The following is a 9414-nucleotide window of genomic DNA, read 5'->3' as shown; positions in this document are numbered from 1 at the left end:
GGCGTAGTCGAACTTCTCGACCGCGCGGACCAGGCCGGCATTGCCCTCCTGGATCAGGTCGAGCAGGGGCAGGCCGCTGCGCGGATAGCGGCGGGCGACCGCGACGACCAGGCGGAGGTTCGACCGGATGAAGACGTCCTTGGCGCGCTCGCCGTCGGCGACGAGGGCGTCGAGCTCCTCGCGGCCCGCGGTGACCTTGCTGTCCTCGACCTCGCCGTCGAGGATCTTCCGGGCGTACACCCCCGCCTCGATGATCTGGGACAGCTCCACTTCCTTGGCGGCGTCGAGCAGCGGCGTACGCGCGATCTCGTCGAGGTACATGCCGACCAGGTCGCGGTCGGCGATCTCCCCGCCTACGGCGCGAACACTGCGTGCCGCGTCGGTCTCGCCGGAGGCGGACTTACGACGGGCGACGGCACGGGTTGCCATGCGTGCTCCCTTGCGATGAGTGCGGTCTGGTCGGCCCATTTCTGGGACCTCTGTGGTGGATGGCACACCCTCGGGTGCCCTGCATCCGATGGAAACAACGACTGGAATCCGGACAGAATTCCCAAGCCGCACATCTTTTTTCCTGACGGTGCAGTACCCTGTGCCGCCACAAGGGGAGGCCGGATGTCGTCGGGATCAACAGAGGTGCAGGTCAGGCCCGGAATCGAGGCGGATCTGGCGCCCCTCACGGCCCTCTACAACCACTACGTACGTGAGACGGCCGTCACCTTCGACACCGTCGTCTTCCTGCCGGAAGAGCGCCGCCCTTGGCTGCTCTCCCACCCCAAAGACGGCCCTCACCGCCTGATGGTTGCCCAGGAACGGGATTCGGCCTCGCGCCCCGGCCGGCTGCTCGGGTACGCCACCAGTAGCCCTTTCCGCGCCAAGCCCGCTTATGCCACCTCGGTGGAGGTCAGCGTCTACTGCGCGCCGGACGCCCGCGGCCGCGGCATCGGCACGCTGCTCTACAAGGCGCTCTTCGAGGCCCTGGCGGGCGAGGACCTGCACCGCGCGTACGCGGGGATCGCGCAGCCGAACGAGCCCTCGGTCAGGCTCCACGAGCGCTTCGGTTTCCGGCACGTGGGGACGTACGCGGAAGTGGGCAGGAAGTTCGGGCGGTACTGGGACGTCGCCTGGTACGAGCTGCCGCTGGGACCTCGGACCTAGGGCCCGGGCCCGTTACGGACGGGCGCCACCGCCGCCTACCGTCCCCGCATGACCGACACCACAGGCACCCTCGACGAGGCCCTGGAGCGGCTGCACGCCTCCGGGCCCGAGCGGCTCGGCCGGCTCACCAACCACGCCCCGATGGCCGTCGAGGCGCTCGCCTCGCGCGGGCGGGCCGGGGCCGTCCACCGCTGGCTCGATCGCTACGCCCCCAAGCTGGAGGAGTTCCCCGCCCGGGTCGCGCCGGTCACCGACGCCGACTGGCGCACCGCCCTCGGCGACCCGCGCCGGGCCGCGGACTGGATCGACTACTTCACGCGCCGCCTCGCCGGGTCCGCGGACACCGCGCGGCCCTGGCGCGAGGTGCTCGCCGAGTGGTGGCCGCGGCTGCTGCCCGGGATGTACGGCGGCTCGACGCACCCGGTGATCCGGGTCGGCCACGCGGTGCGGACCCTGGAGTCGGGCGACACGACCGCCCCGCGCCTGGCCGAACTCGCGCACGGCCTGGGCTACTGGGCCGCGCGGCACCACGCCGTCGGCGACCTCGCCCCCGTGCCGGGCGCCGACGCGGCGGCCGACGCGCTGGACGCGGTGCCGCCGATCGCCGACCGCGCGGAGGGCGGCTTCCCGGCCCGCCTCGGCCGGGTCGGGGCGCTGCCGGTGTGGGCCCCGTCGGTGGACGAGCCCGAGGAGGCCCGGCGCAGGCTGACCGAGCTGGTGCGGGCGGCCACGCACCGGTACGTCACGCACGGGCACGGCGACGAGACGATGCTGGTGCACGCCGCGACGGCGCCCAACGCCGTGCTCCGCGCCCTTCCCGCGCTGCCGCGCGCACTGTGGGTGCCGAGCCTGCGGGCCGCGTGGACCGCGTCCGCCGCGGTGACCGCCATGTACGCGCCGGACACGCCCGTCGCGTACGAGGCGCCGGGCCGCGGGGGGCTCGTCGCCGAGGAGGTCTTCGAGCGGGCGCTCGCGCACGGGGACGAGCATGTCATCAAGTTGACGGACACGGCGTGGGACGTCGGGGACGAGCAGGCCCTTGCCGCGGCCCTGCGCGCCGTCGAGCTCAGCGAGCCGTTGGTCTAGGCACTCTCGCAGAGCACGCATTCCGCGGGCCGTGTGTGGCCGGTCGCGCGGTTCCCCGTGCCCCTTGCGGGGCTACCCGAACTGCACCGACCGCTTCGCCAGGCCCATCCAGAAGCCGTCGATCACGCTGCGCTGGTCCGCCAGGTCGCCCGTCGCGTCCGCCGCGCCCAGCGTCACGAACAGCGGGGCGAAGTGTTCGGTGCGGGGGTGGGCCAACCGGCCCGCCGGCGACGTGTGCGTGAAGTCGAGCAGCGCGTCCACGTCGCCCGCCTCCAGCGCCTCGTGCCCCCACGCGTCGAACTCCGCCGACCAGGACGGGATGCCGCCCTGGCGCAGCGCCGCCAGGTTGTGCGTGAAGAAGCCGCTGCCGACGACGAGCACGCCCTCGTCGCGCAGCGGCGCGAGCCTGCGGCCGATGTCCATGAGGCGGCGCGGGTCGAGGGTCGGCAGGGAGATCTGGAGCACGGGGATGTCCGCGCCGGGATACATCTCCACCAGCGGGACGTACGCGCCGTGGTCGAGGCCCCGGTCCGGCACGTCCTGCACCGGCATACCGGGACCGTGCAGCAACTTGCGTACGGAAGCCGCCAGTTCGGGCGCGCCGGGCGCGGCGTAGGTCACCTGGTAGTAGTGCTCGGGGAACCCCCAGAAGTCGTAGACCAGGGGCAGCGTCTCGGTGGCGCCGAGCGCCAGCGGGGCCTCCTCCCAGTGCGCGGAGACCATGAGGATCGCCTTCGGGCGGGGCAGCCCCGCGGACCAGGCGGCCAGCTCACCGGGCCAGACGGGATCGTCGGCGAGCGGCGGGGCGCCGTGGCTGAGATACAGGGCGGGCATGCGGGTCATCGCGCACCTCCAGGGACGACCGACCGCTCGTAGCCGAAGTGCGCGCTACGCGGCTCTGGATACTTGAAGTCTCAAGCTCTATGGTCCGACCGTACGCGTGGTTTGTTCAAAGTTCAAGGAAGGGCCTCGTACAGTGGAGTACATGGACATGGCACCGACCCCTCCCCCGGCCACCGAGCCGCGCTGGCTGGACGGCGAGGAGCAGCGCGTTTGGCGGGTCTACCTCCAGGCGACCACTCTCCTCGACGACTCCCTCGACCGCCAGCTGCAGCGCGACGCGGGCATGCCGCACATGTACTACGGCCTATTGGTCCAGTTGTCCGACGCCCCGCGCAAGAGGCTGCGGATGACCGAACTGGCCAAGAAGATGAAGATCACCCGCTCCCGGCTCTCGCACGCCATCGCGCGGCTGGAGAAGAGCGGCTGGGTGCGCCGCGAGGACTGCCCCTCCGACAAGCGCGGCCAGCTCGCGATCCTCACCGACGACGGTTTCGAGGTGCTGCGCAGGACCGCGCCCGGCCATGTCAGCGCCGTCCGCCAGGCGCTCTTCGACCGGCTCACCCCGGAACAGCAGAAGTCCCTCGGCGAGATCATGACGATCATCGCCGAGGGACTTCAGCCGAAGGAGGCCGGGGCGGACCTCCCCTGGCTCCGTTAGGCGGACTTCCCCTGGCCGTGGAGCGGCCGGGTCAGTGGGCCATCACCGGGACCTTGAGCTCGTCCTCGGCGCCGTCCGCGGAACCGGCCGAGGCCGACGTGCCGCCCTGGGCGCCGGTGTTGACGAAGGTCGCCGCGATCACCGCGGAGACCACCAGGATGCCGACCGCCCACCAGATGGCGCTGGTGTAGCCCTCGACCATGGCCTGCGCCTGGAGGAGCTTCGGGTTGGTGGCACCGGCCGCGTGGTCGGTGAGGTACGCGGTGGTCGCCGAGGCGGCGATGGTGTTCAGGAGGGCGGTGCCGATGGCGCCGCCGACCTGCTGCGAGGTGTTGACCATCGCGGAGGCGACACCGGCGTCACGGGCCTCGACGCCGTGCGTGGCCAGGGACATCGCCGGCATGAACGCCGTACCCATGCCCAGACCCAGCATCAGCTGCGCGGGCAGGATCAGACCGGCGTACGAGGTGCCGATCTCCAGCTGCGTCAGGAGCAGCATGCCGACCGCGGCGAGCAGGAAGCCCGGGGCCATGAGCAGGCGCGGGGCGACGCGGGTCATCAGGCGGGCGCCGATCTGCGTGGAGCCCGTGATCATGCCGACGATCATCGGCAGGAACGCGAAGCCGGTCTTGACCGGCGAGTAGCCCTTCACGATCTGCAGGTAGTACGTGAGGAACAGGAACAGGCCGAACATCGCGATGACGGCGAGACCCAGCGAGAGGTAGACGCCGCCGCGGTTGCGCTCGGTCAGGACGCGCAGCGGGAGCAGCGGCGACTTGACCTTGGCCTCGGTGAGGACGAACGCGGCGAGCAGCACGACGGACGCGACGAACATCGTGATCGTCACGGCGTCCGACCAGCCCTCGGACTCGGCGCGGGTGAAGCCGTAGACCAGCGCGACCAGGCCGAGCGTGGACAGGACGACGCCCGGGATGTCGAGCGGCGAGCGGTTGCGGCCGCCGGCCGGCTCACGGATGACGAAGTACGCGCCGAGCGCGGCGATCACCGCGAACGGGATGTTCACGAAGAAGGTCCAGCGCCAGTTCAGGTACTCGGTGAGGAAGCCGCCGAGGATCAGACCGACGGCGCCACCGCCACCGGCGATCGCGCCGTAGATGCCGAAGGCCTTGGCACGCTCCTTGGCGTCGGTGAACATCACCGCGAGCAGCGAGAGGGCGGCCGGCGCGAGCAGCGCGCCGAAGACGCCCTGGAGGGCGCGGGCGCCGAGCATCATGGCCTCGCCGGACGCGGCACCGCCGAGCGCGGAGGCCGCGGCGAAGCCGATCAGGCCGGTCACGAAGGTGCGCTTGCGGCCCCACAGGTCGGCGATGCGGCCGCCGAAGAGCAGCAGACCACCGAAGGCGAGCGCGTAGGCCGTGATGACCCACTGGCGGTTGCCGTCGGATATGCCGAGGTCCTGCTGCGCCGAGGGCAGCGCGATGTTCACGATGGTCGCGTCGAGGACGACCATCAGCTGGGCGAGCGCGATGAAGATCAGCGCCTTCCAGCGGTTGGTGTCGGGCCCGGACTCGGGCCTGAGGGCTGTTTCAGACATGGGGGTAGCCACCTAGCGGTACGGAGTGTGAAAAACGGCGTCAGAAAGGCCGGGTCCGCGCGGGGCTCCCGCGGGGACGGCGTCGGTGTTGCGGAGGGGTCCTGCCGGTACTGCGAGGGTCAGTGCTGCCGGAGCGCCTCCAAGGTCGCCGCCGCCCCCGGGAGCTCCGAGCGGGCGGGCGCCATCAGGCCGTCGAGGAACAGCTGCAGATGGCGGTGGATGAAGCGGTCCATGTCCGGGCACGCGGTGCCCGGCAGCGGTCGGCCCAGCTGGGAGAGGGCGACCATCAGATCGCCGACGGCGATGTCGGCGCGCAGTTCCCCGGCCCGCCTCGCCCGCTCCATGAGGCCCTCGATGGACTCCTCGAGGCGCTCGCGGCCTTCGGTCAGGTCGGGGTGGTGCGGGTCGAAGGCGGCGGAGAGCATCGGGCACAGGGCGCCGATCCGCTCGTCGGCCGCGGCGTGCACGAAGGTGCGCAGCGCTTCGAAGGCGGTGCTCTCGCCGGTGTCCGCGGCGGCGATGCCCCGCTCGGCGTGGGCCGCGACGCGGTCCGTGACCGAGAGGACGACCTGGCGCACCAGGGCGTCGCGGTCGGCGAAGTGCCGGTAGACCGTGGCGTTGCCGACGCCCGCCCTGCGGGCGATCTCGTCGAGCGGGACGTCCGGTCCGAACTCGACGAACATCTCGCGCGCGGCGGTGACGATCCGCTCCCGGTTGCGCACGGCGTCGGCCCGCGGACGGGGGACTCGGCGCTGCGGGGCGGTGGCGGTGTCCACGGCTGCTCCTCGGGTCACGGTCTTTCTCGGGTCACTGGCTCTGGTGTCCGGCGACGCGGAGAGTCTCTCTCCACGATGCGGGGATTGTCTCCCCGTTTTTTGCGAACACAGATCTAAACGGGGAGGCAGTCCCCGGATATTTCCCTCCCATCGCACTGATTCCTGTGACCTGAGTCACAGCCGAATCGGCGAGAAACCCACGATCGGTCGCACCCAGCGCGCGCCCGCGCACCCCCCGGCACAGGGTGATCGAACAGGGTGCAGCCAGGACCGGCGGCTGCCGCGGAGTGGAAGGCCCACGCATGCAGCAGCCGACCTGGCGGCGGATACGCCCCTCCCGCCGCGGTGTCGCCCTCGCCTCCGTCACCGCGCTCGCCCTCGCGGTCACCACGTCGGCGAGCACCGGACGCCTCATGGAGGACTCGCCGGCCACGGCGGGCCCGGTGTCCCTGGCCCGCAGCACCGCGCTCGGCCCCTGCATGATCGGCGGAACGCTCGGCGTGCAGATGTCGGAGGGCGTGCCCACTCCCCCCGGCTACTCGCGCTCCACCGGCACCGTCCGGGCCCTGAACCTCATGGTCGACTTCTCCGACGCCCCCGGACAGGGCAGCGCGACGGACCGCCTCGCGGAGTTCTTCCCGCAGACCTCGGACTGGTTCCGCACCAGTTCGTACGGGCGCCTCGACTACCGCCCCGAGGCACCGCTCCCCGACTGGCTGCGGATGCCCAAGCCGTTCGCCGCGTACGGGATAGAACGCGGCGCCCCCTTCGACCCCGGCTACCGCGAGCTCGTCCAGGACATCGTGGCGGCCGCCGACCCGGACGTGGACTTCCGCTCGTACGACCTCGTGAACATCCTGATCACCCCGAACGCCGGGCCCTCCGCCCTCGACACCGTCCTGTCGGTGACCTTCGCCGGCAACCACGAGGCACCGGTCGCCGACGGCGTCCCCGTCTCCAACGCCTCGTTCGTCTACAGCCGTCAGGACGACGGCTCGGGCAGCTACCGCGAGACGGGCTACCGCGTCCTCCCCCACGAGAACGGCCACGTCTTCGGCCTGCCCGACCTCTACACCCAGGACGGCGGCGGCGCGGTCGGCCACTGGGACATCATGAGCGAGGACTGGGGCGCCAACAACGACCTGCTGGCCTGGCACAAGTGGAAGCTGGGCTGGCTCGACGACGACCAGATCAGCTGCGCGTCGAACCCCGGCACGACCGAGCACGTGCTCTCCCCGCTGCCCCGCGGCGGCGGCACGAAGCTGGCCTTCGCCCCGCTCGACGAGAAGACGGGGTACGCGGTCGAGGTCCGCACCGCGGGCGGCAACGACGAGGCGGTCTGCAGGCCGGGCGTCCTGGTCTACCGCGTGGACGCGGACGTCGACACGGGCCACGGCCCGGTCACGGTGTCCGACGCCACCCCCGACAGCGGCGGCTGCACCCGCCGCCCCAACGTCCACGCCGAACTCTCCGACGCGCCCTACGCCGTCGGCGAGACCTTCACCGACCGGGCGACGGGGGTGCGGGTGACGGTCGCGGGCGTGACGGCCGACGGCGACTACCGGGTGCACATCACCCGTCCGTAGCGTCGGCGCGGGGACGCACGGCCTCACCGCGGGCGGCCGCGCCGTCCCCGCGGCCGTGCGCGCCCGGCACCGTCTGCCGCACCTGCCGCAGGAACGCGGCGTTGCCCGGCGTCTTCTTGATGTGGTCGAGCAGCGCCTCCAGGGACCCCTGCGCGTCCCGGCCGCGCAGCGCCCGCCGCAGGCCGTGCATGGCGGTCAACTCATCGCCAGGGAGGAGGAGTTCCTCGCGCCGCGTGCCGGACGGGGTGATGTCGACGGCCGGGAAGACGCGCCGGGAGGCGATGCCGCGGTCCAGGCGCAGCTCCATGTTCCCGGTGCTCTTGAGCTCCTCGAAGTAGTAGTCGTCGGCGCGCGATCCGGTCTCCACGAGCACGGTCGCCAGCATCGTGAGGGAACCGCCCTCCTCCGCGTTGCGCGCGGCGCCGAAGATCCGCTTGGGCCCCTGCACGGCGGTCGCGTCGACACCGCCGCTGAGCGTGCGGCCGCCGCCGGACGCCGCGTTGTTGTACGCGCGGCACAGCCGCGTCAGCGAGTCGAAGAGCATGACGACGTCGCGCCCCTGCTCGACCAGGCGCTTGGCGCGCTCGACGGCGAGTTCGGCGAGGGCGATGTGCCGCTTGGCGGGCTGGTCGAAGGTCGAGGCGAGCACCTCGCCGCGGACCGAGCGCCGCATGTCGGTGACCTCCTCGGGCCGTTCGTCGAGCAGGACCACCATGAGGTGGCACTCGGGGTGGTTCTCCGCGACCGCCGCGGCGATCTGCTGGAGCAGCACGGTCTTGCCGGTCCTCGGCGGCGCGACGAGCAGCCCGCGCTGCCCCTTGCCGACGGGCGCCACGAGGTCGACGAGCCGCGTGGCGGCGGGCCCGCCCGGGGTCTCCAGACGCAGCCGCTCGTCCGGGTGAAGCGGGGTGAGATCCCCGAACCGGGGTCGTCCGCGCAGGAGTTCGGGCACGCGGCCGCCGACCCGGTGGACGGCGGAGAGGGCACCGCCCCGCCCGGCGACCTCCCCTTCGACGAAGTCGCCGGTCCGCAGGCCGAGTCGGCGGATCAGCGCGGCGGGCACGGACACGTCGCCGGGGGCGGGCAGGCAGGACGGCCCCCGCAGGAACCCGCGTCCGTCGCGGGCGACGTCGAGAACGCCGGCGTGGATGACGGGAGTTGGATCGGTACGGGTGGTGGTGGATGCGGTACGGGGGGATTCCGTGCGGGTGGCGGATTCAGCACGGGTGGTGGATTCAGCACGGGTGGTGGGTGCGGTACGCGTGGCCGGCTCGGTACGCGTGGTCGGTTCTGTTGCGATGGCAGTCATGGGAGTGGGTCCTTTCGCGAGCATGCGAACGAGGGGCCCGGCGGGGCGGCGATGGTCACGCCCCGTACGACGGGCGAAGCGGAAACCGCTCGACGAGCAGTGAGAAGAAGGCCGTGACGGCCTGACGGATCCCGGAAGATCACGGACGATCCCGGTTCGGTCCCGGTTCGGTCCCGGGCCGGTCCCGGATGATCCCGGTCGGTCCCGGTCGATCCAGAAAGCCGGGAGAAGGTCCCGAAGCCCGGGGAAGGATCCCGGAAACCGGGGCGGAGCCCGCGAGCGGGGGCAGATCCCACGAACGGGGCGGATCCCGGAGGCCGGGAGAAGGAGAACGCGGTACGGGCGTCCCGACGGGACGTACTCACGTACCACTTGCAAGGTAACACACGCCGCCCGGAGCGCCACGGGTCATTTTCCGCGGCCCGCCCCGACGCTCTCCCGACGGC

At 72.2% G+C, this 9414-nt stretch carries 8 protein-coding genes and 1 pseudogene; 4 read left to right on the top strand and 5 right to left on the bottom strand.

The window, feature by feature from the left end; genetic code table 11:
• Positions 1 to 429: sigma-70 factor domain-containing protein (locus AOK22_RS42900; RefSeq protein WP_279617091.1), on the bottom strand; the 429-nt coding region annotated here is incomplete at its 3' end.
• A 183-nt stretch (positions 430 to 612) separates the two neighbouring features.
• On the opposite strand from AOK22_RS42900, the gene AOK22_RS22730 reads away from it, so the two are divergent.
• Positions 613 to 1155 carry a GNAT family N-acetyltransferase gene (locus AOK22_RS22730; RefSeq protein WP_055700552.1) on the top strand — a complete coding sequence of 181 codons (543 nt, stop codon included), beginning with the start codon at positions 613 to 615 and terminating at the stop codon, positions 1153 to 1155.
• 48 nt (positions 1156 to 1203) lie between these two features.
• Positions 1204 to 2241, top strand: a complete 1038-nt coding sequence (locus AOK22_RS22725) for a questin oxidase family protein (protein ID WP_055700551.1) — start codon at positions 1204 to 1206, stop codon at positions 2239 to 2241.
• A gap of 72 nt (positions 2242 to 2313) precedes the next feature.
• On the opposite strand, the gene AOK22_RS22720 is transcribed toward AOK22_RS22725, so the two are convergent.
• Positions 2314 to 3075 carry a dioxygenase family protein gene (locus AOK22_RS22720; RefSeq protein ID WP_055700554.1) on the bottom strand — a complete coding sequence of 254 codons (762 nt, stop codon included), beginning with the start codon at positions 3073 to 3075 and terminating at the stop codon, positions 2314 to 2316.
• Between the two features lie 151 nt (positions 3076 to 3226).
• Between AOK22_RS22720 and AOK22_RS22715 the strand changes: the two genes are divergently transcribed.
• Entirely contained in the window at positions 3227 to 3742 is a 516-nt protein-coding gene (locus AOK22_RS22715; RefSeq protein ID WP_055700553.1) for a MarR family winged helix-turn-helix transcriptional regulator, read from the top strand.
• A 31-nt stretch (positions 3743 to 3773) separates the two neighbouring features.
• On the opposite strand, the gene AOK22_RS22710 is transcribed toward AOK22_RS22715, so the two are convergent.
• Positions 3774 to 5297, bottom strand: a complete 1524-nt coding sequence (locus tag AOK22_RS22710) for an MFS transporter (RefSeq protein WP_055700550.1) — start codon at positions 5295 to 5297, stop codon at positions 3774 to 3776.
• Positions 5298 to 5416: 119 nt separating this feature from the next.
• Positions 5417 to 6073 (bottom strand): TetR/AcrR family transcriptional regulator, encoded by a 657-nt coding sequence (locus tag AOK22_RS22705; RefSeq protein ID WP_055700549.1) that lies wholly within the window; start codon positions 6071 to 6073, stop codon positions 5417 to 5419.
• 302 nt (positions 6074 to 6375) lie between these two features.
• Between AOK22_RS22705 and AOK22_RS22700 the strand changes: the two genes are divergently transcribed.
• Complete coding sequence (locus AOK22_RS22700) at positions 6376 to 7659, top strand: M6 family metalloprotease domain-containing protein (RefSeq protein ID WP_055700548.1); 1284 nt, start codon at positions 6376 to 6378, stop codon at positions 7657 to 7659.
• A gap of 58 nt (positions 7660 to 7717) precedes the next feature.
• Here the strand turns inward: AOK22_RS22700 and rho are convergent.
• A pseudogene (gene rho, locus AOK22_RS22695) lies at positions 7718 to 8968 on the bottom strand (transcription termination factor Rho); the annotation flags it as partial.
• Positions 8969 to 9414 lie beyond the last annotated feature (446 nt).

It is taken from the genome of Streptomyces silaceus (assembly GCF_001419745.1).
Taxonomy (GTDB): domain Bacteria; phylum Actinomycetota; class Actinomycetes; order Streptomycetales; family Streptomycetaceae; genus Streptomyces; species Streptomyces silaceus.
This window is presented reverse-complemented; position numbering and strand designations above follow the sequence as displayed.